21 protein-coding genes are annotated in these 26,663 nt (G+C 36.1%); 4 read left to right on the top strand and 17 right to left on the bottom strand.

Annotated elements, in window-relative coordinates; all coding sequences use genetic code 11:
• Positions 1–131: 131 nt before the first annotated feature.
• The 9 genes from G7Y57_RS15965 to G7Y57_RS15925 all read right to left on the bottom strand — a co-directional run bounded on the left by G7Y57_RS15965 (position 132) and on the right by G7Y57_RS15925 (position 9,285).
• Positions 132–980 carry a toprim domain-containing protein gene (locus G7Y57_RS15965; protein ID WP_165026427.1) on the bottom strand — a complete coding sequence of 283 codons (849 nt, stop codon included), beginning with the start codon at positions 978–980 and terminating at the stop codon, positions 132–134.
• A 218-nt stretch (positions 981–1,198) separates the two neighbouring features.
• Complete coding sequence (locus G7Y57_RS15960; protein ID WP_165026424.1) at positions 1,199–2,407, bottom strand: primase-helicase family protein; 1,209 nt, start codon at positions 2,405–2,407, stop codon at positions 1,199–1,201.
• A 95-nt stretch (positions 2,408–2,502) separates the two neighbouring features.
• A complete protein-coding gene (locus G7Y57_RS15955; protein WP_165026421.1) occupies positions 2,503–2,790 on the bottom strand; it encodes a helix-turn-helix transcriptional regulator in 288 nt (95 codons plus the stop codon).
• Positions 2,791–2,916: 126 nt separating this feature from the next.
• Entirely contained in the window at positions 2,917–3,810 is an 894-nt protein-coding gene (locus G7Y57_RS15950) for a hypothetical protein (RefSeq protein WP_165026418.1), read from the bottom strand.
• 4 nt (positions 3,811–3,814) lie between these two features.
• The gene (locus tag G7Y57_RS15945; RefSeq protein WP_165026415.1) at positions 3,815–4,942 is read right to left on the bottom strand and encodes a tyrosine-type recombinase/integrase; all 1,128 of its coding nucleotides are present in this window, start codon (positions 4,940–4,942) and stop codon (positions 3,815–3,817) included.
• A 193-nt stretch (positions 4,943–5,135) separates the two neighbouring features.
• Positions 5,136–6,527, bottom strand: coding sequence for a tRNA uridine-5-carboxymethylaminomethyl(34) synthesis GTPase MnmE (gene mnmE, locus G7Y57_RS15940; RefSeq protein WP_165026412.1), 1,392 nt, complete (start codon positions 6,525–6,527; stop codon positions 5,136–5,138).
• Positions 6,528–6,556: 29 nt separating this feature from the next.
• On the bottom strand, positions 6,557–7,693 hold the full coding sequence (locus G7Y57_RS15935; RefSeq protein WP_165026409.1) for a porin: 1,137 nt from the start codon (positions 7,691–7,693) through the stop codon (positions 6,557–6,559).
• A gap of 40 nt (positions 7,694–7,733) precedes the next feature.
• On the bottom strand, positions 7,734–8,390 hold the full coding sequence (locus G7Y57_RS15930; RefSeq protein ID WP_165026406.1) for a vancomycin high temperature exclusion protein: 657 nt from the start codon (positions 8,388–8,390) through the stop codon (positions 7,734–7,736).
• A 28-nt stretch (positions 8,391–8,418) separates the two neighbouring features.
• Positions 8,419–9,285, bottom strand: a complete 867-nt coding sequence (locus tag G7Y57_RS15925; RefSeq protein WP_165026403.1) for a nucleoside phosphorylase — start codon at positions 9,283–9,285, stop codon at positions 8,419–8,421.
• 91 nt (positions 9,286–9,376) lie between these two features.
• Here G7Y57_RS15925 and rlmH point away from each other — a divergent pair, with 91 nt between their 5' ends.
• A complete protein-coding gene (rlmH, locus tag G7Y57_RS15920) occupies positions 9,377–9,850 on the top strand; it encodes a 23S rRNA (pseudouridine(1915)-N(3))-methyltransferase RlmH (RefSeq protein WP_165026400.1) in 474 nt (157 codons plus the stop codon).
• On the opposite strand, the gene G7Y57_RS15915 is transcribed toward rlmH, so the two are convergent.
• The 6 genes from G7Y57_RS15915 to G7Y57_RS15890 all read right to left on the bottom strand — a co-directional run bounded on the left by G7Y57_RS15915 (position 9,851) and on the right by G7Y57_RS15890 (position 16,168).
• Complete coding sequence (locus tag G7Y57_RS15915; protein ID WP_165026397.1) at positions 9,851–11,098, bottom strand: ABC transporter permease; 1,248 nt, start codon at positions 11,096–11,098, stop codon at positions 9,851–9,853. It lies immediately after the preceding gene.
• A 57-nt stretch (positions 11,099–11,155) separates the two neighbouring features.
• Positions 11,156–12,178, bottom strand: coding sequence for a Holliday junction branch migration DNA helicase RuvB (ruvB, locus tag G7Y57_RS15910; protein ID WP_165026394.1), 1,023 nt, complete (start codon positions 12,176–12,178; stop codon positions 11,156–11,158).
• 132 nt (positions 12,179–12,310) lie between these two features.
• Complete coding sequence (locus G7Y57_RS15905) at positions 12,311–13,330, bottom strand: fimbrillin family protein (RefSeq protein WP_165026392.1); 1,020 nt, start codon at positions 13,328–13,330, stop codon at positions 12,311–12,313.
• A gap of 124 nt (positions 13,331–13,454) precedes the next feature.
• Positions 13,455–14,411: a fimbrillin family protein gene (locus G7Y57_RS15900; protein ID WP_165026389.1), complete on the bottom strand. Its 957-nt coding sequence runs from the start codon at positions 14,409–14,411 to the stop codon at positions 13,455–13,457.
• Positions 14,412–14,792: 381 nt separating this feature from the next.
• Positions 14,793–15,539, bottom strand: coding sequence for a 3-oxoacyl-[acyl-carrier-protein] reductase (fabG, locus tag G7Y57_RS15895; RefSeq protein ID WP_165026387.1), 747 nt, complete (start codon positions 15,537–15,539; stop codon positions 14,793–14,795).
• Positions 15,540–15,580: 41 nt separating this feature from the next.
• Complete coding sequence (locus G7Y57_RS15890; RefSeq protein WP_165026384.1) at positions 15,581–16,168, bottom strand: TetR/AcrR family transcriptional regulator; 588 nt, start codon at positions 16,166–16,168, stop codon at positions 15,581–15,583.
• Between the two features lie 249 nt (positions 16,169–16,417).
• Here G7Y57_RS15890 and G7Y57_RS15885 point away from each other — a divergent pair, with 249 nt between their 5' ends.
• Genes G7Y57_RS15885 through G7Y57_RS15875 form a run of 3 tightly spaced genes read left to right on the top strand, consistent with a single transcriptional unit; the run spans position 16,418 to position 21,428 of the window.
• Positions 16,418–18,028: a CTP synthase gene (locus G7Y57_RS15885; RefSeq protein ID WP_165026382.1), complete on the top strand. Its 1,611-nt coding sequence runs from the start codon at positions 16,418–16,420 to the stop codon at positions 18,026–18,028.
• 35 nt (positions 18,029–18,063) lie between these two features.
• Entirely contained in the window at positions 18,064–20,010 is a 1,947-nt protein-coding gene (gene yidC / locus G7Y57_RS15880; RefSeq protein ID WP_165026379.1) for a membrane protein insertase YidC, read from the top strand.
• A 26-nt stretch (positions 20,011–20,036) separates the two neighbouring features.
• Positions 20,037–21,428, top strand: coding sequence for a DUF6056 family protein (locus G7Y57_RS15875; RefSeq protein WP_255491485.1), 1,392 nt, complete (start codon positions 20,037–20,039; stop codon positions 21,426–21,428).
• Between the two features lie 91 nt (positions 21,429–21,519).
• On the opposite strand, the gene G7Y57_RS15870 is transcribed toward G7Y57_RS15875, so the two are convergent.
• Positions 21,520–23,223 carry a RagB/SusD family nutrient uptake outer membrane protein gene (locus G7Y57_RS15870; RefSeq protein WP_165026373.1) on the bottom strand — a complete coding sequence of 568 codons (1,704 nt, stop codon included), beginning with the start codon at positions 23,221–23,223 and terminating at the stop codon, positions 21,520–21,522.
• Positions 23,224–23,244: 21 nt separating this feature from the next.
• Entirely contained in the window at positions 23,245–26,193 is a 2,949-nt protein-coding gene (locus G7Y57_RS15865; protein WP_165026370.1) for a SusC/RagA family TonB-linked outer membrane protein, read from the bottom strand.
• Between the last annotated feature and the right edge of the window lie 470 nt (positions 26,194–26,663).

Below are 26,663 nucleotides of genomic sequence, written 5' to 3'. Positions count from 1 at the left end.
GCCGGATAACTTATATGCATCTATCTCTCCTTGGGCATAGAGGAATGGTAAAGAAAAGATCATTGCTAATATTAGTGTATATGCTCTTTTTTGCTGATTGATTTGCTTTGTTGTTTTCATAATTTTTTATTTTATTGATTTATAAGATATTCGTTAAAGTCTTTAAATTCAGTATACGCCTCTCGGCAATCCACGATATTATTAGCTTCCTTAATTAATTCATCTGTGCATCTATCACCTGCTTTATCATTATCGAGATAGGAGTAAATCGTTTGGTATGATTTTAGTAAAGAATATACTTTTTTTGCGTTGCCAACACTATTTAAGATTATTGTGTCGTAGCTTTTTATCGAATGCTCGTTACCGATAGAGAGGAAAGAAAGGAAATCGGTAAATCCTTCGAATATCAATAGTCGGGTGCTGTTATTCTTTATATGGGTTATATCCTTTTTTATGATGCAACCTTTGAAGAACTTGCTGCGTAGTTCATAGCCTTTGGATTCATTTTCAAATCCTACTGCAAAGTATTTTTTGCCATTGATAGAATAATAGACTTCTTTGCAATAGGCATTATATGCAAATGGCTTTATCTTCCTTGATTCTAAATATTCTATTATAGCCGGATGTTCGATTGGTTGTACTTTCAGAAGTGTTATACCTGATTCTTCTATTATTGGCCGTTGAAAAGAAAAAGTATCTAGTGACACATATTTGGATAAGTGCTCTAAGGCTTCTTTACAGGATAATCCATAGATTTGAATAATCAGGTCAATTATATTACCGCCTATTTGTTCTCCGAAATCATACCACCTGTTTAAAGCCATATTTACTTTGAATGAGGGGTGTGTTTCTTTTCGAAAGGGAGACAAATACCAACGGTTGTTATTAGCTATCTTGATAGGTGAATATCCCATATCATTTAGGACTTCATCAATGGGGATATTCCGAGCTGCTTTTATATTAAAATGTTCTCTTTTCATAAGCTGATATTATTTTATGATATTTTTGATGACTTGATGACAATGTATCTGTATCCTTTATCTGGAAACGGTTTCGGTCGTCATCATTTTGTCATCACAGCATCAATTCTATTCTTTTTTCATTAGCCGTTGTCATCATTCGTTATTTTGATGACAGTTTGATGCTGTTTTGATGACAGTATATTTTATTGATTTACAGAATACTATGTATTCAAATATCACTCTGTCATCAAATCATCAAAATTTTGTAATAAGAATTCCTTTTTTATTGTGAAGTACCGACCTTTTGCATCATTCATCAGGTAATCTCCATCGTAACCGATTACAAACTTTTCATATTTGTTCGAGTTGCTTTGAGGCTCCAGACTCCAGTTCTGTTTAAAGATTTTCTTTACTTCTGTCAGATCGGTTTTTACTCTGGTTCTGCTAAGTGCATTTAATACATCGTTGGAGCATACATTTATCTGTTCCAGATCAAACTTTTCCATTACACTGATAAGAAGGCTTGCAAGTTCTTTTTCAACCCGACTGCGATTATGGCGAACAAGCTTTAGTAAAGCGGATGTCTTTATTTGTTCGGGAGTAAACCACATGCGAGACAAGGGAGTCTTTGTTTTCAGTTCTCTATTTTGAAGAAAGAAAAGGAATGCAGGAATTTCTTTGACCAGCTTTTGTAAGAGGTTTGTATCTTCACTAGTCAGTTTAGGTACTTTGATAACCCAAAATCGAATTTCATCGGCATCGATCTTGATAAAGCTATCTTCATTGTTGCTGCACAATACGAATTTCCCGAAAAACTCAACTTCTCTTTTATCTTTTCCCTTAGCTTCCATCTTATTGATATTAGTTGTGCTCAGGTACTTGATGCGCTCTGTAAGTTCTTCTTTGTTGAATAAGACTTCATCGATACAGATAAGTAGTTTATTCGCCCAGTCGGCATTAAACTGACTGGAGAAACTGTCATTTGTTAAATAGGTCATATTTCCATCAAATACTTGTTTGAGCCATTTTAGAAAGGTCGATTTTCCTGTAGCTCTTTGTTTGGATACCAGACATAGAATTGGCAGTATCTGAATCGGTTTCAAATAAAGCAGTTGCAGATAGTCCAAGCCTAGTTCTATTTGTTTGCCGAAGATGTGCTTTAGAAAATTTAGGGTATTGTCTACCTTGCCTTCTTTGGGAACATTGGATAATGGGAAATAGGTATTGAAGAATGTTCCGTATTCTTTTTGATAGTTGATATGGTTGGGAATACAGGTGAATCCATCGTATTTGGGTATCTGACTGATATAGTCTTTACTTTCGTCTTGTTTGATGGTATCAATATTCCAAATGATCAGTATTTCAATGTATTCACCGCTTATGGTCGGGGCTTTGACTATCTTAAAATAGGATGTACCAACCCTGATATATGGTATTTCACTCATATACAATTTAATTTTATGTATATTTGCATCAAAGCAAATTATACAAGTTTAGACTTGTTTACGGATTATTGTTTAGAGCATAAAGAGGGAAGTCTTTATGCTTTTTGTTTTCTAAGAATATGAGATGTAGCTTCCTTTTCTATTTCATTCTTTGTTTTAACCTGATTTTCAAGTAACCAAGAATCTAGTTTTTCTTTATCAAAATACAATACCTTTCCATTTGGTTTACTATGTGGTACCATAGCAGCAGCGGTTAACTTATAAAGATAGCTTTTTGATAAGCCTGTATAATCACAAGCTTCATCAAAGGTTAATACTCTTTTATTTCCTATTAAGAGCTTTTCTATACGTTCCAAACGTTCATCTAATTTTAATGAGTTCATAATATTTAATTTTATAATTAATAAATGAACAAGTGCACTTGTTTTTATTTGTTATCGATGAAACAAAGGAAAACATCAGTAGATAATAATCAAATTTTTAAGACGAAACTAATTCAGAACTTTGGTTCATTGTATCTTATTATTCTGGAATATAGACTGTAATGTGTTTTTTGTATTCATGAAAATATTTTCTTTATTTATAATTTCCCTTTTTATATTTGAAATTTCAGAAGCTTTATCTTGTATAATAAAATCATTGCCATCTTGATCAACAAAATAAGTTTTGAGTAAATTTTTAATTGTTTTAGGAGACATATGTTGGTTTATGTCAAAAAATATATGTACATACCTTAAAATCTCTGCTTTAGTTAAATTGCATTTTATTCGATCAGAAAGATCTATTTTGTATAAGTTGGTCATATCTTTAAACACTGATATTGAACAATCAATATTTTTCAAATCAGATAATATTTTTACTAGATCATAGTCTTGTTCATTTATAGTACATTTTAGATCAATTGTATTATCATATAAGAACTTTTCTTTTATTATTCTTATAAAATCTCTTTCAAATGATTGAGTATTTATATAATACAAAAGAGTGATAAAAACGAAAATCAGAATGTAAATAAGGCTGTTGAAAAAATAAACAGCAGAAATATTATCTATTTTTATAGTATTATCGATTAATGTTTGATATGATAATACTAATGTAATTATGGATAGGATAAGTATAAATATTCTAGGTCTCTCGATTTCTTTTCTCCACCAGTTTCCGTCAAAGCAAAAGATATAATAAAAAAAATATTTAGCATATCTGCGAATAATGGTAAGTATAGGGTATAAAATACTTATGCTGATTATTAAATATAAATAATTATCATAATTTAGACTTTCATTTTTTAGTTCAAAATTACAAATTATGATAGCTATACATAAAATAAGCATGTAATAGGAGAGGTTTAATATTTTAAATCCTATTTGCTTATTGATTTTTCTGTTGAATTCATTCACTTCCATTTTTTTATAATTTAAGTTCCGGTATTATATTAGCCGCCTCCTTCATTTTTTTATCAATGATTTTGGCATAAATTTCTGTAGTTCTAAGTTCTTTATGTCCTAGACGTTTGGAAACAGTATATATATCTGCATTATTCTCGAGCATAAGAACTGCATTAGTATGCCTGCCACTATGGAATGTTATATGTTTAGTTAAACCTGCACGCATACACCAACGAAGTATTTCTGAATTGAAGTGTGCTCCATACTTTAGTCCCTTAAAGGCTCTTTCATTGGGGTCTTTCCTTTCTCCAAGTAGAGAACGTGCTTGATTCGATATATCTAAGTATTCCAATCCATCCGTTTTTTCTTGTCTAAAAATTACTCTACTTCCATTATCTTCATCCCTAACTTCTGACCATAAAAGAGTATTAATATCACTCCATCTTAGACCGGTTAAACATGAAAATATAAAAGCACGTTTCAATACATCGTATTTACATTCGGCTTTATATAATGCCTGTAATTCATTAAATGTCAGATATTCTCTTTGGCTATCTGCCATTTCAAAGCTTTTAACGCCTCTAATTGGATTCTCAGATAGATAACCTTCTTCGAAAGCAGCATTAATACACGCTTTAAATTTATTGTAGTAGGTGTATTTTGTATTAGCACTTAATGGCTGTCCACTTTTGGTAAGAGCCTCTTTATCTAGATATTTTTTATAAGCTTTCACAAAATCTTGATTTACCTCTTCAAATGTAATAGAGTGTTTGCAGAATTTTTCTAAATGTATCTGAGCTGCACCCCAGTTGTCATAATTACCTTTGGATTCGTAATGTTCATCTTTCTTTTTATTGTAATATTCTAGAAAGTTAATTTTACCTCTACGATCATTTTTTAGTCCATATTTACCTTGAGCATACTCTGCTTTACGGATAGATAAGATATTCTCTGCAAATGCTAATTTCTCCTTATTATGTTGCTTTTCTTGTCCATTTTTAGGATTTTCGTATATAAACTCTTTGAGGTACTCAAAATCTCGATTGTGTTTTGCTTTTCCTTCCAGATCAATCACTTTTCCTTTATAATATTCGATGAAAATAGATAGCCTTCCATTACTGATTTTCTTTTTCTTAAGTGTAATTTTCATATATTTAAAATTAGGTGTACTATAAGTCCATCTTTATAATAATTATACTCTTAAGGTGTACTTTAGATGTATAAGATGTACTAACAAAGTACTATCATGAGAAAATAAAAATAGATTATTAATCATACAAATATATGAAAAACAATCTATTAGTTTCCTATTATAGGATAATATTTTCTCTTATTATCTAGTCTTATTTGCCGATACAGAACTTACCAAAAATATTTCCCAATATTTCATCTGTAGATATTTGTCCTGTTATTTCGCCTAAATAATGCATGCATTCACGTATATCTTGCGAAAGAAAATCGCCCGAAATATTTAGCTCTAAACCCTCAATAACACGATGGATAGCGTTCGATGCTTTCTCCAATGCTTCATAATGTCTTATGTTGGTCACAATTACGTCTTGTTCACCTATTTCAGGAATATTAGCTGCTTTTACAAGCATGCTTTCGAGTTGGCTTGTGCCCTGTTCGTATTTAGCAGAAATAAAGATACGATCAGCTATTTTAGCTATCAACAACTGTTCTTTCTGAATTTTTCTATCAGGTGAAATGATATCTACCTTATTGAATACAAGAATCAGTTTTTTTCCTTCGGCAGCCGGTAAAATATTTTCAGCTAATTCTTCGATGTGTACATCGGCAGTTTCACTATCTATAACCCATAGAATAATGCTAGCCTGTTCTAACTTCTTGAATGTGCGTTCTATCCCAATACTTTCTATATGGTCGAGAGTATCACGTATCCCGGCAGTATCTATCAATCGGAATGTCAGCCCCTGTATATTGATCGTATCTTCTATTACATCACGAGTTGTGCCGTGAATGTCAGACACAATAGCTTTCTCCTCATTTAATAACAGATTCAATAATGTCGATTTCCCTGCGTTTGTTTCGCCTATTATAGCAACAGGAATACCTGTTTTCACTGCATTACCAAGACTAAAAGACTTGGCTAGTTTATTTATAAGCGATTCAATTTGTAGTGCTGATATTTTCAGATTATCCCGATTCGCAAATTCTACATCTTCTTCCGAAAAATCTAATTCTAACTCAATTAAAGAAGTGAAATTAAGAAGATCAAGTCGAAGTTCCATCAATTTATTACTGAAACCTCCCCGCATCTGATTCATTGCTAAACGATGTGTTGCAGCAGAAGTAGAAGCGATTAGGTCAGCCACCGATTCGGCTTGAGATAAATCCATCTTGCCATTGAGAAAGGCACGTTGGGTAAACTCTCCCGGTTGAGCCAATGAAGCACCTTGAGCGACTAATAATTGCAATATATTTTGCTGTATATAAACAGAGCCATGACACGATATTTCCACACTATCTTCTCCGGTGAAAGAGTGGGGGGCTTTGAAAACACTGACTAGCACTTCGTCCAATACCACACCATCTCTTATAATAGATCCTAAGTGTATAGTATTCGCTTTTTGATCAGCCAGCCTTTTATTGACGGGTGATTTAAATACGCTATCTACAAATTCTATACAGCCTTTTCCTGATAGGCGTATAATGGCAATTCCTCCAATGCCCGGAGGGGTAGATATTGCGGCAATTATATTATTGTTGTGCATATTTCATTTTCAAATTTAGTTATGGAATATCAGAATACTACCTGTAGCTGACCTAAAACAAGATTTGTGTTTCTTGTCTCCCAATCTTTCGAATAGTCAGAATAAACATAGTTAAGTTGCAGACGGCACTGTTTGTAAAAATAATAATTAACCGCCAAAGTGTAATCCATAACTTCGCTATTAACATCTTTATTCCTATTGTAATAATCTACTTTAGCCACTGTATTGAACTTTTTAGGTATAAAATACCAAAGTGCAGTACCATAAAGACCCTCTTTATCTGTTCCTCCGTCATTGCCCGTAATCCATTCAGTTCTCGCGTAAAATTTATCCGATTTGTATTCAGAGCTTAGTACCCAGCGATTTCGCACATGGTCGCCTATTTCAGTGTCGCCCGGTTTGGTATAATGAGCTTCGCCCCAATAAGCACTTCCTCCTATGCGAAAACCTTTGATTGGTTGAAATATAAGGCTTCCGGCAAGGTCTTTAGAATTATTATTCTCGGCTGTATTGATCCCTGTCCCTTGATACAACCCAAGTGCATAGCACAAAAGATCGTTTTTAGTCGATCCTGCAACACGGATACCAATGTCCCGTCCTGCATTATTATTTGTCAATCTACCTACCAACACATCCCCAGCCATACCTGTTAAGTTAGAAACCGATCGGGTATAAGATACTGTTTCTAAGCCAGTCAACGAAATTTGATTCTCCATTGATAGTGGAGTCTTCATCTGTCCTGCTTTTAAGCCAAAAGCCTTTACTGGTGTCCATTCACCATAAAATTCAAAGAGCATCGGGTCTACAACTTCTCCCAGTATATAATATCTGATATTACTGCCTAATTCACCACTTAGCGATAAGAATATAACTCTCGGTTCAGCAGTATGCTTAACTTTGGCTATATCATTATATTTATATAAAAATAATCCGTAACCGCCGAATTGAGCATAGGGCGAGTTAAATGTTTCTTTTATTTTTTCGGTAGTTTTCGTAAATGTATCCTCTTGCTTTTCCAGAGTCGATTCTCGCTGGATCTCGTCCGCTTCGTCTTGTGTCAGAATTTCTTTTTCTACTAACTTTTTTAAGAGTTCACTGTTTGTATCTTGTCCATAACTTAATGTGCATAACATGCTTAATAATAGCATGAAAAATGATTTTTTCATAAATCGCAATGCGGATAGTTTATAATATAATTGTCTAGGTTTAATTAATGTCTATAGGCTCTCCTAAAAATTTAGGTTCTTTGCCTGTCAATATATCTACAAATACTTTTACGCGAGCAAATTTTTCACGTACTTTTGTCTTGAATGAATAACGATTAAGAGTTGGGTCGTCAGCATTATATCCATAGGCGGTCAGTCCGTAGTACTGAGCAAGGAATATCGCTCTTTCGTTATGAAACTCTTGTGACACAACAATAAACGCATCCTGTTGAAATATCTTATTCATTCTTACGACTGAATCGAGTGTGCGAAAACCCGCATAATCCATATAGATTATGCTATCGGGTACACCAACCTCAATTAATGCATCACGCATATCTTGGGGTTCGTTATAAGTCTCACGACTATTATCACCACTCACTACGAAAATATCTACTTTCCCTGCTTCATACAATTCTTTCGCGGCTTGTATTCGATTCGTGAAGTAGATATTGGGGCGATTGCCAATACTTTTAGCTGTACCAAGTACTAAAGCTGCTTTTTGGGCAGGAATACTATCTACATTATTATATATATAATTTTTAGTATCGTGAGGTATTTTCCAATTGGCATATATTATAATAGCAAGTATCATTATTATACCAATAAAAATTATTCCACAGATACGTTTTAAAATTCTCTTAGTCCGAATTTTCATCTATAATTTAAATGCTAAAAGCTTTTAGTTAGATACGGTCAAGAACTGTTTTTATCAGGTCTTCTATTGATCCCTTGTAATTTGAGTTCGATTCGCCTGCCTGTCTATTGGCTATAATAGTACATACAGTCATAGCTTTATGTCCCATCAATTTACTCAATCCTGCTAATGGGGCGCTCTCCATTTCGTAATTAGTTATGACATCACCTTTGTAATCAAAAGTTTCTATCTTAGAATTAAGATCAGGGTTAGCAAGAGGGATACGTACATAACGACCTTGCGGGCCATAGAATCCGATTGCAGAGATTGTAACCCCCTTTATCATACCTTCTCCAATACGTTGAACCAGCTCGTCATCAGCTTTCACTACATAAGGCGAGCAGTGCAGTGGCGACCAATTTACATGTTTTTTGAATGCTTTCTCAAATTCTAATTCTGCAATATCATCTCTGCCTTCATAATAATTGAGGACACCATCGAAACCAATAGATTTATCAGCAACAACATAAGATCCGATAGGACAGTTGGGTTGTAATCCACCCGATGTGCCTACACGTACCATTGTAAGTTGCTTAAATTCACTCTTTACCTGGCGGGTATTAAAATCGATATTGGCAAGAGCATCAAGTTCAGTAACAACAATATCCATATTGTCGGGACCGATGCCATGCGATAGGGCCGTAATACGTTTTCCTTTGTAAGCACCAGTAATGGAGTGGAACTCGCGATTTTGTATATCGTGCTCTACACTCTCGAAAAACGAAGCGGTCAGATTCACTCTTTCGGGATCACCCATCAGGATAATGTTATCAGCCAACTGTTCAGGTCTTATATTTAGATGGAATATACTACCATCACTGTTAATAATTAACTCAGATTCTGGAATAATTCTCATAATGCATTCTTTTTTAATAATTAACTACAAAGATATAGAATAGTTTCTTAAAACAGTAAAAGTCTTACCTTTGTATCTCAAATTCTTATTTATGAAAATTACTTTACTCGTTATAGGCAAAACAGATGCCAGTTATTTTATAGAAGCTACCTACGAATATCAGAAACGTTTGGAGCACTATATCCCTTTCGAAATGCAGATAATTCCTGATTTGAAGAATACAAAAAGTCTCACGATAGATCAGCAAAAAGAAAAAGAGGGGGAGCTTATTCTCAAAGGATTGCAGGCGGGTGATTATCTGGTTTTGTTAGATGAACGAGGCAAAGAGTATTCGTCTGTGCAATTTGCGTCGTATATCGAAAAGAAAACTCATACTGTAAGTAAGCGTTTGGTTTTTGTTATCGGAGGGCCTTATGGCTTTTCACAATCGGTATATGATAGAGCCAGTGAGAAACTGACATTGTCACGTATGACTTTTTCTCATCAGATGATACGCCTGATATTTGTTGAACAGTTGTACAGGGCGATGACTATATTGAATAACGAACCCTACCACCACGAATAATTATTCGTATCTGATAGTTTTAGCAGGAGATATTTTAGCTATCAGATAAGATGGACCTACCATCATAAGCATAGAAATAGCTAATGTACCGATATTGATAAGTAGGATGTATAATATATTTATATCTACTGGCATTTCCGATACATAATATGTTTCAGCTTCCAGCTTTATGAATCCGAAATATTTTTGCCCAAGCATAATAATGAAAGCAATAATATTGCCCCAGAACATTCCTTTAAGCACAAGAAACGACGAAACATACAAGAATGTTTTGCGGATACTGTAATTGCGGGCACCTAGTGTTTTGAGCGTTCCTATCATACTGGTGCGTTCGAGAATAATGATGAGTAGGCCTGAGATCATTGTAAATATAGAGATGGCAAGCATCAGGATTATGATAACCCACACATTCATGTCTAACAAGTCCAGCCAGCTGAATATCATAGGATTCATATCTTTGATCGAGCGAGTGAAGAATGTGTTATCGTCCCGATCCCGATATGGCATCATATCAAGAAATACGTCTTGTTTTATTTCATCCAGTTTATCGTAATCATTAACCAGTAATTCAATGCCACTTACCTGATCGCTTTCCCATTCATTGAGCCTTTGTATGAGTTTGATATCGGTAATGATAAATAATTTATCATAATCTTCGAAATTAGTGCTGTAGATACCTGATATCGTAAACTTACGGGCACGAATCGGTTCCTGTACAAAGTAAGTTACAAAGCTATCACCGACTTTTAAGTTGAGTTTGTCAGCAATATTCTGAGATATTATAGTTTGGTTGACAGAGGTTGTGTCTTCTTTATTGAGGATAGAACCTTCTATTATGTTTTGTTTGAAGAAATCCCAGTCGTAATCTTCACCTACTCCTTTAAGTACAATACCTTGAAACGCATCGTCTGTTTTTATTATGCCGGGCTTGGTAGCATAGGTTTCAACATGTTTTATACCATTCATGTTTTTCAACCTATCAGTAAGTTGTTGGTCTACGCAGATTGGATTTGTGTCGTAAGATGTACTATTATCGAAATTTGTAATTTGGATATGAGAACCAAAACCAACAACCTTATTACGAACTTCTTTTTTAAAACCGACGACTATCGATACAGCCAGTATAATAGCTGCCAAACCGATAGCAATACCGGCTATCGCTATTTTTATAGCTGGCGAAGAAACTCTTTTCTGATCTTCCTTGCTGCTAAAATGGATTCGTTTGGCTATAAATAATTCTAAATTCAAATTGTAATATATAGCTGGTTATAAGTTGTTATATTCCTTATGACCCATAGTTTATATTCAAAACAAGAAGCCTTGTTCGCTTTCTTTTTTTCGGCCCAGATGCCTATATGCTAATTCTGTAGCCTCACGTCCGCGTGGTGTGCGCTTCATAAAACCTTCTTTGATAAGGAATGGTTCGTAAACCTCTTCTATTGTACCCGTATCCTCACCCAATGCCGTAGCAATAGTAGATATTCCAACAGGACCACCTTGAAACTTATCGATAATAGTCAATAATATCTTATTGTCAATCTCATCAAGTCCATATTTATCGATGTTTAATGCTTCAAGCGAATAAGAGGCAATTTCTTTATCTATTTTACCCGATCCTTTCACTTGTGCAAAATCCCGTACACGACGCAATAGCGCATTTGCTACACGGGGAGTTCCTCTGCTTCGCGACGATATCTCAACCGCAGCATCTTTGCTACAAGGTACGTCTAGTATATTAGCCGAACGAATGATAATATTTGTAAGTGTCTCCATATCATAGTACTCTAAGTGCATATTGATACCGAAACGGGCTCTCAAAGGACTTGTCAATAAGCCGCTACGGGTAGTTGCACCAACAAGTGTAAATGGATTTAGTTCTATTTGCACCGATCGGGCGCTGGGGCCTTTATCTATCATGATATCGATACGATAGTCTTCCATCGCACTGTATAGATATTCCTCCACCACAGGAGAAAGACGGTGTATCTCGTCTATGAAAAGTACGTCATTAGGTTCGAGCGATGTTAGTAATCCTGCCAGGTCGCCCGGTTTATCCAATACAGGACCGGAGGTTACTTTAAATCCTACACCCAATTCGTTCGCGATGATATTCGATAGAGTAGTCTTACCTAATCCGGGAGGACCGTGCAGTAATGTATGATCTAACGATTCGCCTCTCATTTTGGCAGCAGTAACAAAAACCTGAAGGTTCTCTACAACTTTTATCTGACCGCTAAAGCTATTAAAAGAGAGTGGACGCAAAGCATTTTCGAAATCCTTTTCGTTCTCGTTTATATTACCTCTGTGTATATCAAATGTTTCTTCCATATGTTATGACAAAGGTATAGAAAAAAGTGATGTCTTAATATCTGGTTTGATTAATAATATACAATCGATTGAGATTATCTTTGGTGCTTGGATAGACTGCGAAATTTCGACTTGTCTCTATAATAGTGATTCTTAGATAGACAATGTAACGGTTAAGTTATAAATGTAGCGTGTGCCTTGTGCAAAAGTAAAACTACTGAGATTCAGGTTTGTAGTATGAGTTCCGAGTAGTCCGTTAAACTCTAATGTAACTTTCAGTTGGGAAGAGCCACTATTGCTTGTCAATACACAGGGGTTTATTATTATATCTACATATGCATAAGTAGAGGGTCCAACAGTTTGTCCTATAGTTTTATATGGCGAAAAAGTTGTGGATGTATTAGGTGTTAGTACGGAACTGCTTAAATCTAATGTGCCTGTATTTGTTATTGCTGTTCCGCTGACTGAAACTTTATTTAATGTTCCCGATAACAATAACGTGTTTATTTTAAAAGATAGTAAGGTCATACGGTGATTGAAAGCCAAAGTGATGTTAGGAGATGCTCCATTTGCTGTAGATGTGGCATTCATCAGGTCTGCACTGCTCAATGCTGTTGCTGTTGATTGATCTGTTGGTAGAGTATAATTCAGTACTAAAGAATTATTCGATGCAGAATATGGATAATATGCAAGGAATTTTACATTTTTGCTTGACGGGTTTGGAAAATATATTGCTGATGAGGGGGTATTTGGTGATAATAGGCTTGATGCTGTTCCCGCTGTATTAATATTATATTGTACATTGTCACGGTTGAAGTAGGTTACAGGCATAGCGGATGCATCACGCATGAAAATTCCTACTTTATCTCCTGCTGTCCATGTTACAGCAGTGCCTGAAGTGGCCCATGACGTTTTTGTTTCCGAAAATTCTTTATCTTCCCATTTTTCTTCTTCCATTGATACGGCAACCGAACTGCCGTCTTTAGGTAAAGCCATATTGCTGTTAGACCGTCTGTTTTTTCCATCCTGTGTATGATGATTTAATGAAAACATGACAGGTGTCTGGTCGTAAGTTTCGGTCTCTTCGATTGAATATATACTATCGGTAGTGCAACCGGTGAACACAGCTATCGATATTAAAAATAAGAATATTATTAAATGCAGATTCTTCACAATATTTCTTATCGAATATTTTAATAGTAAACTTGTCTCTTAGTTATTGCGAAATAGAATAGAGGAATACCGGATTGGTAGTGTAGTGTTTAGTATAAATTCAGATACTCCTCTATATGTATTATTATAGTACAGTCACATTACCACCTGTTCCTGTTACCCAAGCAGCAACTGTAGCTGTAGCTGTAACTGCTGTTTCTGTAAATTTCAGAGTTATCATATGTGCGCTACCGGCGGTGGTTGTCAACGTAACCGGTACATTGGTATAGGTAACAGCGGGTGATCCGGCAGGTTTAACTATAATTGTAAGAGAATATGAAGTTCCTGCATTAGTCATAACCGGTGAATTGGCATTAGCACCAGCAGTTGTGATGCCAATACCGGATGATTGATTGGCTGTAGAAAGAGCTTGCATAGCCATACTGCCACTAAAGGTACAAACACCTGTTTCTACATTCATCAGCACGGTATTGGGTTGTGCATTCACGGTTAATGAAGTTACACTATTGCCCGATGCAGGATATGTTGTGTCTGATTGGAAGGTAAATTGCAACTGTGTAAGTTTATGTGCAAAATTGAGCACAGGCGCAGTTGCTGGGGCAGAACCAACCTTGCTTCCGGTTGATGAAGTCCACATAACATCTTCTTGGCCTGTTATAGTATGTGTCACTACAGGGCTCGTTCCTGCACCTGCGGCTGTAGATTCTGCGGCTTGAGGTGAAAAGGCGAAAAAGTTCAATGTGGTTCCATCTGCAGGATAATAATATGGTCCGTGGGCAAATGTGATATTGTGGCCTGCAGCCCCTGCTACAGTGGCTGAGTCATTATTGATGACATTGACGCTACCTGCCAGCCACGCACTCTTGTAGGCATAAATACCTATAGGGAAGTCAGTGCTGAAACTGCTATTTATAGGTCCGGCTTTTACTTCAGTGCTCGATTGCACTTCGGCTTTCAGGCTTATTATACTCGAACTGGGGTCTCTGCTTCGACCTAGATCTGTTTCTGTGCCGTCATCATCACTACAACCTATAAGAAATAAACTGAACACAGCAAATAAGGATAAAGTAACTCTTCTCATGACATGTTTAATTTTAAATTGATTTTTTATATAAAATATTATTTAAATATTTATTTATTAATTTAGCATTTTTAAAATAACATTTGTTAGTTGTAAAAGTTTAGTGGATTATATTTTATATTGGGGTTTGAGTTTGAGTTTTGTTTGTATTTTATGTTTTAAAGCATATGAATGTTAGAAGTTATTTGCTCATATGTTCTTTTTATTATTAGTTATTGTTCTGTTTTATAGATCGTTGAGTTCTTTGGTTCCTCTAGTTAGTTAAAGGAGGATATTATATATAATTATGAAAAAAAAGGCTTTTGAGTAATCATTCTCAAAAGCCTTTTTTTATTATATACTGAATTTATTAAATCAATATATTATTTATATGTTCGAATATTACATATTCATGCCACCACACACAGGGATTATTTGTCCGCTAACGTATGAAGAAAGGTCGGAAGCAAGGAATACTGCTACATTAGCAACATCTTCGGGTGTACCGCCACGGCGAAGAGGTATTTGCTCAGCCCATTTTTGTTTCACTTCGTCAGATAAAGCGCCTGTCATTTCAGTAATGATGAATCCGGGGCAGATACAGTTTGCACGAATGCCTCTAGAGCCAACTTCTTTAGCAATTGATTTAGCTAAACCAATCATACCTGCTTTAGATGCCGAATAATTAGTTTGACCGGCATTACCTGAAATACCAACAACAGAGCTCATATTGATGATGCTACCTCCTTTTTGTTTCATCATGATAGGAGTGATAGCGTGTACAAAATTAAATGCAGATTTTAGGTTGATGTTGATAACCATATCCCATTGTTGTTCGCTCATACGCATCATTAAGCCATCGCGAGTGATACCTGCATTGTTAACAAGTATATCTATTTTTCCGAAATCGTTAAGAATTTCTTCTACCACTTTGTGTGTATCGTCGAAATTCGCTGCATTAGAAGCGTAAGCTTTTACTTTTACACCAAATTTTGCAATCTCGGCTTCAGTAGCTTTAGCATTTTCATCTACAGCTAGATCTGTGAATGCAATATTAGCACCTTCTTGTGCAAATTTAAGAGCTATTGCTTTTCCAATTCCGCGAGCTGCACCTGTTACAACAGCAGTTTTACCTTCTAGTAATTTCATAATTTAAAATATCAATTAAAATTAATTTTGATTTTCTATATTTATTTTTTCTTTATTCCCTGAAATATGAGATAAGATATATTTTCTCTGTTCGATTCGCTTGCCGGATTCATCGGGTTTATCTGTCCACGTATATATGGAACTTCCAATCCTTTAAGTGCGTGATGGAGTATTTCTGCGGTGACATCAGTGCTTGGCATTTCGAAAGTTCCTTCTTCGACCCCTTTGTTCAATATGTCTTTGAGTATCTGTATCTCTTTTCTGTCGAATGACTTGCGCACATTTTGTACACGCCAGATATCTCTGAAGAAATCTGCTTTAAGTGTCCCGTTTCTTGCAACAACATTTTTAATGGTGTCGAATCGAGTAAAGAAGAAGAGGAGAAGTTTTTCGTCTGCCGGAAGATTTTTGTTGGCTACGTTTTGTAATGAATGGTACATCTGCTCCAGTTCGTTTTCGAGAACTGCCTGATATACTTCATTTTTATTGTTGAAGTATGTATATAATGTTCGACGCCCCTTATGAGAAGCAACGGCGATGTCATTCATCGTCGTATTTTCTACGCCCAGTCTCGCAAATAGTTGCCGGGCAACATCAATTAATGTATTTCGAGTTTTACTTATAGCCATAGATAAACAAAGATGCACATAATTCTGTTTAGTGTGCAAATTTAATATAAAAATATTGAAAACATAAGTTTCTAATCGTTTTTATAAAAAAATGTATAACTGGCTTGCTATAATTGAGTGGATGCAATAAAACGTTAACAACTATTTTATTTTTAGGAGGCGGATAACTCGCATTTTACAACGCACAATCTAAATAATTTTTATACTTTTGTGCTTTCTTAAGAGTAAAATATATAAAACGCAAAAGCAGTGGCTAATACAAAGTATATTTTTGTTACAGGAGGAGTTATTTCTTCCTTAGGCAAAGGCATTATTGCCTCTTCGTTAGGTAAGTTATTACAAGCAAGGGGTTATAAAGTTACTATCCAAAAATTAGATCCTTACATCAACATCGATCCCGGTACATTAAATCCATACGAACATGGAGAATGTTATGTAACAGTTGACGGTCATGAAGCAGACCTCGACTTGGGACATTACGAACGATTTCTTAATCAACCCACCCACAAGGATAATAATATCACCACGGGACGCATTTATCAGAACGTGATAAGTAAAGAACGTAAAGGTGATTATCTGGGGAAGACAGTTCAAATTGTACCTCATATTACAGATGAAATTAAGCGCAACATCAAAATGTTGGGCTCAAAATATAATTACGATTTTGTAATCACGGAGATTGGTGGTACAGTTGGTGATATCGAATCATTACCATTTATTGAAAGCGTACGTCAATTACGTTGGGAACTAGGAAAGAATTGTCTTTGTGTACACCTTACTTATGTGCCATATATTGCTGCTGCAAAGGAAGTAAAGACAAAGCCGACTCAGCATTCAGTAAAAGAACTTCAATCGGAAGGTATTCAGCCTGATATGTTAGTGCTACGAACCGAGCATCCATTGAATAAAGAGATACTTCGCAAGGTTGCTTTGTTCTGTAACGTTGAGGTTGATGCCGTAATGCAATCGGTAGACGTTCCTACTATTTATGAAGTTCCATTGAAGATGCAAGAGCAAAAAATGGATGAAATAATACTTCGTAAATTTGGAATGGAAATTGGCGAAAAACCGGAAATGAAACCTTGGCGTGATTTCTTGGACAAAAAGAAACAAGCAAAAGAAACTATACGTATTGGCTTAGTCGGCAAATACGTAGAACTGCCTGATGCCTATAAATCGATAAACGAATCACTATTGCAAGCTGCTATATATAGTGATCACAAACTAGACCTTCAATTTATCCAATCTGACAAACTGACAGATGAGAATGTGGAAAAAATGCTGTCATCTATGGATGGCTTGGTTATTGCTCCCGGATTTGGACAACGTGGTATCGAAGGTAAATTTGCTGCGATAAAATATGCGCGTGTAAATGATGTCCCTACATTTGGTATATGTTTAGGTATGCAATGCATGGTAATAGAATACGCTCGGAATGTATTAGGGCTAGAAGATGCTAATTCGACCGAAATGAATCCTAATAGTCCATTTAAAGTGATTGACTTGATGGAGGAACAAAAAAATATTACCAATATGGGCGGATCAATGCGTCTGGGTGCTTACAAATGTGCTCTGACAAAAGGATCCCTTGTATATAAGGCATATGGTAAGCCTATGGTAGAAGAGCGTCACCGTCATCGTTTCGAATTTAATAACGATTTCAAAGACGATTTTGAAAATAGCGGAATGAAGAGTACAGGAATTAACCCTGAAACAGGCTTAGTGGAAGTGGTAGAAGTGCCAACGAAAAAATGGTTTTTGGGTGTGCAATTTCATCCTGAATACAACAGTACCGTTTTATCCCCTAATCCTTTGTTCATTAGCTTTATAAAAGCTGTGGTCGCAAATAAAAAGAAGTGATAAACAAAGAATATATTATAAACAGAAACTAGTAAATGGATAAGAATACGATTATAGGGTTTGCCCTTATCGCTGCTGTCCTTATAGGATTTTCAGTGTTGAGCAAGCCATCGGCAGAGGAGCTTGCAAAAGAAAGAGAACAAATTCGTCGTGATTCAATAGAATACGCACAAACAACGCGCGATGCCGAGCAACGGAATGCGTCGTCATCTAACAGTGTTAAAGCAAAAGATAAGGGTGCTGATGATTTTTTTGCAGTTACAGCTCCTGTTCAAAATGATTCAGTAGCGGTTGCTGCCAATGTTGATTCATTGAATACTGTAGTTGATACTACCTTAGTAGAACAAATTATAACTTTAGAGAATGAGAAGGTGAAAGTAAGCTTCTCAACTAAAGGTGGGCAGATGGTTAAAGCTCAATTAAAAGGCTATAATCGTTTTGACAATGATTCACTATACCTATTTAATCAGGATTCGAATCTGGACTTATTACTTACTAACAAGAACGGTAAGGTATTGAGAACGGGTGACCTTATATTTACACCTGTTCCTGCAAAAGATAAGGAATCGTTGATAATGCGTTATGCATATGCTGACGACCAATATATTGACTTCATATACATGCTTTCCGAAGATGATTATATGATGAAATATGATATAAATGTAGTCGGGTTGCAACCTATGTTAGCCAGAGAAAAAGCTGACCTATTCGAACTACGCTGGTCTCAAAAAATGCGTAGACAAGAAAAAAGTTTAAAGAACGAGCAACGTTATTCGCATATTTATTACAAATATATGGCTAGCGATGTTGAGGAACTAAGTGCCGATAAGAATGAGTCTAAGGAGGTTAAAGAGCCAACAAAATGGATTGCATTTAAAAATCAGTTTTTCGCCTCAATCCTTATTGCCGATGACCGAATTGAAGTTGCACAGCTTGATTCTAAGGTATTAGCATCAGAAGACTACTTGAAAGCCTGCGAAGCAGTATTATATGTTCCTGCAACTGTAGATATTAATGCGGGTACAATGCATGCGGGATTTTCCTACTACTTAGGGCCAATGTCGTACTCTCATCTTAAGGAATACGATGCCAATATAAAAGATGTTAATCAACAGTTAGACTTGGATAAATTAGTTCCACTAGGATGGGCGTTGTTCCGTTGGGTAAATCAATATTTTGTTATTCCATTGTTTAATATGTTGAAATCAACAGGTTTGTCGATGGGTATTGTGATATTGTTACTAACATTGATCGTAAAATTGATTATTTCACCTCTGACATACAAATCGTTTATGTCTTCTGCTAAAATGCGAGTTTTACGACCGCAGGTAGAGGAATTGAATGCTAAATATCCTAAGCCGGAACAGGCAACTGAAAAACAACAAGCTGTAATGGCTTTATATAGTAGGGCAGGGGCAAACCCGATGAGTGGATGTATCCCTATGTTGCTGCAAATGCCTATTTTGATTGCCTTATTCCAGTTCTTCCCGAATGCGATTGAGTTGCGTCATCAAAGTTTCCTTTGGGCACCCGATCTTTCGACTTATGATGCAATTATAGAATGGTCTAATCCTATTTGGATTATAGGTAACCATATCAGTTTGTTCTGTATACTGATGACTATAACTAACATTGTGTATACGAAGTTCAATATGGAGGCAACGAATACCGGACAGCAACAAATGCCGGGTATGAAATGGATGATGTATTTGATGCCGATAGTATTCTTCTTTGTACTTAACGATTATCCTTCAGGATTGACATACTATTACTTCATATCATTGTTGATTACTATATTGTTGACTCTAGCTTTCCGTTTCGCTATAAATGAAGATAAGGTATTAGCTAAGTTGGAAGCAAATAAAGCTAAGCCTAAAAAGAAATCGGGTTTTATGGCTCGTCTTGAAGAGGCACAACGTCTGCAACAGCAACAAGCGAAGGGAAATGCTAAAAAAGGAGCTGCTAATAAGAAAAAGAAATAATATTCTACGCCAATAAAAATATTGAAATGTATTTTTCTATATTGTTAAATAAGTTTTCTGACTTTATAAGAAAAATATTATATTTTCTTGATGATATAACTACTAGCTTTACTAGGGATAAAAAGAGAATTGTTCTCTTTTTATCCCTAGTGGCTTTTATATTCGGATGTGGTGCATTGATACTCAATCTCAAAACACCAATGGTGCTGGATGACTTTGCTTATTCATCGGCAGTGAGGTATAATACAGGTTTTTTACAAACAGTTCTGGATATAGTCGATTTTCAATATAATCACTATTTCGGGTGGGGTGGAAGAACTATTGCTCATGTAATAGCTCAACTGTTGTTATGGGTCAATCCTTTAATAGCCGATGTTCTAAATTCGCTGGCCTACGTATTATATGCATTTCTTATTTACTATCATATTATAGGCCGTGGTAAACATAGTATTGGATTATTGGTTCTAGTGAACAGTCTTGTTTGGATAGTTCAGCCTAATATAGGGGAAACACTCCTTTGGCTGACAGGAAGTGCTAATTATTTATGGTGTACAGTTATAATTCTCCTCTTTTTGCTTTTCTATCGTTTGTACAATAACAATGGTGCTAGATATACTTTCCCTAAATGTATCGGTATATTTATTCTAGGTATTATTACTGGTTGGACGAATGAGAATACAGTAACAGGTTTAATTATAATAGTTATTTTGTTTATTCTATATTACAAAGCAAATAGGTGGAAAATACCTCTGTGGAGTATAATCGGACTAATAGGATTGGTTATAGGGTATATAATATTGATAAAAGCTCCCGGTAATATAGTCCGTTCCACTACCATTGGAGACGAATTTCCAGTGCCTTTGTCGAGGGTTATGCTCAACTTTATAGCATATACGAAAGAAACGGTAAAAACATTAGGTTCTCTGAATTTATTGGGATTAATATGTCTTATCTTATTATTAAGTAATTCTCAAGACAAAGTGCTTAATAAGAAGATTGTATTTTTATATTTGACATATTTAATTGGGGCACTTGTTAGTGTTTATGTGATGATTTTTTCTCCGCAGTTTCCACCACGTGCTTGGTTTGGTTTAGTGACATTCAATATTATATCTTTAGGGATTATTTTTAATAGCTTAAATAGCCAGATAGTTGTATTGAGACGGATTAAACAATCTGTAGTTCTATTTTCTGTATTATTGTTTACAGCACTTTATATTGAAGGCTTTTTCGATGTGAATAGAATCAATAATATCTGGAATGAGAGAAAAGAAATTATCGAAAAGAATAGTGCATCTCAGACACCCTGTATATTTGAAAATCTGGAAAGCCGATCAAAATTCGGTACAAGCGATACCGAATTCTTGGCACCTGCCATATCGGCATATTATGAAACTCCTATAGATATAGTATATTGAACACTGATAAAGATATAATAAAGAGACTATCCGATAATACAAAAATCGAAATAGCCTCTTTACCTTTTTAACTAATCACAAACGCTATATTTTATTCCCAGCCCCGAGTTGTTTGTTTTAGTAAAGGATTAGAACTCAAAGCACGAGAAGGTATTGGAAATATTTCATAATCTTTGTCTGTTTTATCTATACCCTTGTCCCACCAAGCATCACTAAAACGTTCCCAACGAACCAGGTCGGTTCGTCTATGGCGTTCGCCAAGGAATTCGCGTCCTAACTCATCAATAAATTCCTGATCTGTTAGTTTCGATAAATTAGTAACATAGCTGTATTTCGACCATTCGCTGTCGGGATAGTTACGCTTGCGGACAGCGTCCAGGAGTTTTGCTGCTCCTGCTTTATCACCTGCCCTATATTTACATTCAGCTAATGAATAATATATTTCAGCTAATCTGATTTCAGCAATAGAGTTATTCATATACTTGCCTGCGGTAAGAGATAGTGGCCCGAATTTAGCTAAGCGTACCCCTGAATTCTCTTCGCCGGTAGTAACATGTGAACCTTCGCTCCATCTTCCATCTGGCTTTTCCGAAAAACGCCCTACTTGATCAACGAATACCAGTTGTTGCCCGGTCCATTCTTCGGCACCTGCTACGGGTTTCGATTTGTCATATCCAAATCCATTTGTATGGTCGAATTCGTATTGAGGTCCGATTAAGAAGAAACCTTTAGTATTTCCGTCCTTGTCTATAATCTCATAATTCTGTTTACGATAGTCTCCATCTGCAAATTTTTCGTATGGTTTTCCCAATGTATAGTCATATATATTACCGTCAAGATCTCTGGATGGAGCAAGATGAACACCATTCCATGTTCCTCTGGATTGTGTATCCATTATATACTGGGTCTTATAGTGGTGAAAAGCATCATATAGCCAGCCTGCATCATATATGTTATTAGCATGCGGCCATTCGAAAATATTTTCGGGTGATCTTCTTCCATTATAGAACGATTGAAATGGGCCTCGGTAATCTGTATCAATTGTATAGGCTCCATATTTGCCATCAATAATTTCCTGAGCCATTGTAGCACAATCACTGTAACGATCAATCCCTATCCATACCTTGGCATTCAGATACATTCTTACTAATAACGATGCTGCACTGGCTTGGCCAAATCGACCGATAGCCGGTTCTTTACTTAGAGTAGGTAAAATTTCTTTGATTTCGTTTTCCATGTATGTAAAGACCTCTTGAGGAGATGATTGCCCCTTGATGGTCAGATTGTCTTCACTGATGGGTACATGTCTGAAAAAATCGATTAGGAATGTATAGTACCAAACCCGTAAAGCTCTCAGTTCCGCAGAATATGCTGCAATTTCCTGATCGGTTACCCCAATTGCATTAAAATCGAATGTTTTGAAGTCATTCAAAGTGTTATTGATATAGCCTATACCTTGGTATGGACCTGTCCAGCTTCCATATATCTGACCTTGAAGGTTATCCCATGTATGACTATGTAGACGCACCCATTGTCCGTCGTCCCATCCATGCTTACCTTTCTGTGTCCAAACAAATTGATCGGCTGTAAGCTCTTGCAGATACCAGCGATCACCATCCCATCCACACCAATGGCCATGTTCGTAAGGACGCATAACGGCAGCATTAACGGAGTTCTTGTCCGTATAATATTTGTCTGTAGGAATTACGCTAAATGCTTCTTCAGTCAAATCTGTACATGACGGCATTAGTACAACCGACACTAAAAACAGATATAATATTTTTATTTTTTTCATACTATTATTAGTTTAAGGCGATTAATAACTTATCTGAACACCAAAAGAGAAGTTTCGGGCAATCGGATATACATCCAACGAGCTTATTCCCGGCCATAGACCGGCAGTAGGAACAGTGGTAGGATCGAGTCCGCTATATTTAGTAATTGTAAATACATTTCTTACTGTACCATAAAGTCTCAGATTAGATATAAATTTAGATTTAATTTTAGGTGTCCATCCGAGAGAGATATTATCTAGTTTGAAATAACTTCCATCTTCGAGAAAATAATCACATATTACTTTTCCTCCTTTTATGTGTGCGTTATCATTATAGGCAGATTGTAATAGATTCACTTCCGGTTCGGCAACTAAACCGTAATACATCTGATAAGTATTCAGTATTTGAAAACCGAATTTACCGCGGAAAAAGAAATTAAGATCAAACTCTTTGTATGCAAGTGAATGAGACCATGCTAGTTCATAATCGGGCGATCCATTACCAAGATACGCTTTATCCGAATCTTTGGCTTGTTCTGCTAATACGGTGTTACCACTTTTCTTGCCCCCTTCATATATTAGAATCTTGCCATCGGCATCTACACCTGCATATCTATATCCATAGAATGAACCTATTTCTTTTCCATCAGCAAGACGTTGGGGGGCACCCGGATTTCCCGGTGAAGGAAGTCCCTCGCTATCAACATATCCTTTGGTAAATGTTCCGCTGGAGAAGGATTTGATTTTAGAATTGATGTATGAAGCTGTAAGGGCGGTTGAATATGAGAAATCTTTTGTTTTAACGGCATTCCAGTTCAATTGTAATTCAATTCCCTTGTCGCGTGTGGTCCCCACATTTGTTACTAGAGTTGAATATATATAAGGTGGTACAGGGGATGTATAGTCTCCGATGACATCTTGACCATCTCTGATAAAGACATCAATGCTACCACTTAATTTTGAATTGAATAGTGTGTAATCCAGACCTAAGTTATAGGATATTTGTTTCTCCCATTTCAGATTGGCATTCGGATTATTACCGGGGCCATATACTTGTATCCATTTACCATCGACATAAGAATATGATGCAGGAGAATATTTCGATAAAGCTATATATTTATCAAATCCCGAACGACCGGTCTGTCCATAGGAAAAGCGAACTTTCAAGTCGTCGACAAATGTAGTATTCTCAAAGACAGGCAATCTCGAAAAACGCCACGCAGCAGATGCGGCCGGGAAATATCCCCATTTATTATCAGTGCCGAATTTGGAATTACCCTCGTATCGGAGAGATGCGGTAACAAGAAACTGATTATCGAAGTTGTAATTAACACGACCTAGAAAAGCAGTTGTTTTTTCTTTGTCTTTTTCAGATTCCATACCTAGTCGTCCGGCAATCTTGTTCCATGCTCCTGCTTGCAGTTGATTGTATGTAAAAGCATCGCTAGGGAAGTCGGCATTTTCGGCAATAAGTTTTTCACGATTAAATTCTTGGTAAGAATATCCTCCCATAATTTTGAAATCATGTTGGTTAACTTTGAAAGCATAGTTCGCTATCCACTCTAAAGTCCAGTCTACCCAACTTTCATGTTCGAAACGCGCACGTCCTCCACGGTTATTATCAATAGATTCTTTATGATTCTTGGTGTAATATTCACGTTGCTTTTTGTTTATTCCCTGGCGGCCTAGCTGTAACTCCGTATTCAGATTTTTAGCAAGGTTCAGTTTTATATTGAAGTCTATAGTTGCGTATTCCCAACTGGCGCCCCTCTCTCTTTCTGTAAGCCATTTTATCGGATTATACTCGTCGTAGCGGCCTGTAAAATAGTTCATTTCATTTTTGTCTACTGTTGGGTTGAGTTTGACTGCCTGCTTAAATACGGCATAGTCCGTCCAGTCTTCCTCGGCAATACGATACGATACGTTTCCTCCTACTTCAAGCAAACCTTCCAGCGTTGTTTGTTTAAAGCTCGCTCTTAGCCCGTATTCCTCACGGTTTGTAGCTATATCCAACCCTTCTTTTGTCCGGTAATTGGCCGATATGCGAAATATAGAACTTTCGCTACCTCCTGCTAGTGATATATTGTGGTTCTGTCCGAAATTATTTTTATTAAGTAGTTCATTATACCAGTCTGTTCTGGCTCCCCAGTCTTTAGCTCTGCCTTTTGCGACAAATTCTTCTGCAGATAGTATTTCGGGGCGTTTAGCTACAGCATCATGTTCTATAAAACTGTCGTATGTAATCGATACTTTTCCGGCTTTTCCTTGTTTGGTTTGTACCAGAATTACCCCATTAGCGGCTCTTGAACCGTAGATAGCTGCCGCTGATCCATCCTTAAGAACGGTGATTGATTCTATATCCTGTTGAGCCAAATTTCGCAGGTCTCCTCCCGGCATCCCATCAATAACAATGAGTGGACTATTACCTGCTTTCATTGACGAAGCACCACGAATTTGAATGTCTGCATTTTTATTGGGATCGGCTGCAGCAGGATTAGAGATAGATAGACCTGCAACTTTTCCATCTATCATCTGCATAGGGCTATTTACCGCTCCCTGTAAAAAGTCCTTGCTGCTAACACTTGTAACAGCAGTCGTCAGATCTTTTTTCACAGTACTACCATAACCTACAACTATTACTTCGTCGAGAATTCTACTGTCTTCTTTTAATATTATATCGAACGTCGATTTACCGTTTACCGGCATTTCTTGCGCAATGTAACCTACGAACGATATTTGTATAGTTCCTCGGTTATTAACACTTAGACTGAAATTCCCTTCTACATCAGTCATCGTTCCGTTAGTTGTTCCTTTCTCTGTAACATTAGCCCCAATAAGAGGTACTCCTGTTTCATCTTTAATAATACCTGAAATATTTATTTTTTGGTTTTGCGCATATAGGTTAACTGATCCCGCTAGTAGAAATAATATGAGACATACTTTTCCCAAGCAGTTTTTGCGCATATGAAATAAGTGTTTTTTCATTTCCATATTTTATTGTGTTTTTCGATTGAGATTAAATTAGATTTAATTAAAACAATGAGATTGGATTAGAATCTGTCGATTTCAAACCTGCACTATCGTAATACGAATAGTAGCAGCTTCTTTTTTACATGATAGAAATAGATTTAGGTTGTGGTTCGATTAACATATAGAATGATGATCCATACGATTGGGAGGAATTTTAAGGCAACAGGAAAAACCCAAATAACATATGATGCTATTTGAGGTATATATTGTCTTACCAATAAAACTTTTGTGAAAAATTGCTTCGTGAAGCGAAATTCTTATATTATACGTGCGTGTGTTTGTGTACTCTCTCTCTCTCTCTCTCTCTCTCTCTCTCTCTCTCTCTCTCTCTCTCTCTCTCTCTCTCTCTAATAAAACATAGCTAATCTCCAAATTTTCAGATGGAAAAAAGAGGTTTGATACTAGATTATTTGTGAGGTTAACTGTCATTC

Origin of the sequence: Dysgonomonas sp. ZJ279, from assembly GCF_011039205.1 — a bacterium.
Taxonomy (GTDB): Bacteria; Bacteroidota; Bacteroidia; order Bacteroidales; family Dysgonomonadaceae; genus Dysgonomonas.
The sequence above is the reverse complement of the archived record's forward strand: the minus strand, read 5'-3'. Positions and strand labels throughout refer to the sequence as shown.